This is a genomic window from Viridibacillus soli (assembly GCF_016612995.1).
GTDB lineage: Bacteria > Bacillota > Bacilli > Bacillales_A > Planococcaceae > Viridibacillus > Viridibacillus soli.
Genome location: NZ_JAEOAH010000098.1, coordinates 1 through 513, shown reverse-complemented (window position 1 = coordinate 513; position 513 = coordinate 1). Strand labels below are relative to the sequence as shown.

Here is a 513-nt window from a genome sequence, read left to right as displayed (position 1 = left end):
TACCCATGCGGATTTTTCAACTCACTATTTTTCGCTTCAATTTTATAGCGATTTCGTGCGAGCTCTTTAAATTCCTCGGTCTCTTGGAAAGCAGCCTGTTCTTCATGTTCAGAAGATTTGATAGTGATGGAATACGTTTTACTTTTGGCACCTTCCTTATAACAGCCTTCTTTCAGTGGACACGTTTTACACTTTTCGATGTCAAAATAAAACGTCACCGATTGATTGGTATTTTGATTTTTCTTCCCTGTTCGCGCTTTTCTTGTCGCCATGTGACCAGCTGGACATACAAACATGCCGGCATCTTTATTAAAATCAAATTCTTTTTCTTTCGCATGTCCTCCGGTTGTAAGGATTGGATTTAGTTTTGCGACTAATTGAATCTGTTCTTGATTTGTATGAACTAAATTATTTTTCCCTGAATATGCAGTGTCACCAATTACTGTATCAATTTCCATTCCAGTTACTTTACTTTTCTGGATTAATTCTTGTAAATAATGTCCATCACTTTTT

General features: G+C 36.3%; 1 protein-coding gene. It reads right to left on the bottom strand.

The features are described from left to right. Positions 1 to 513 (bottom strand): transposase (locus JFL43_RS22160; protein WP_200750727.1); only part of this gene is annotated, 513 nt, incomplete at both ends.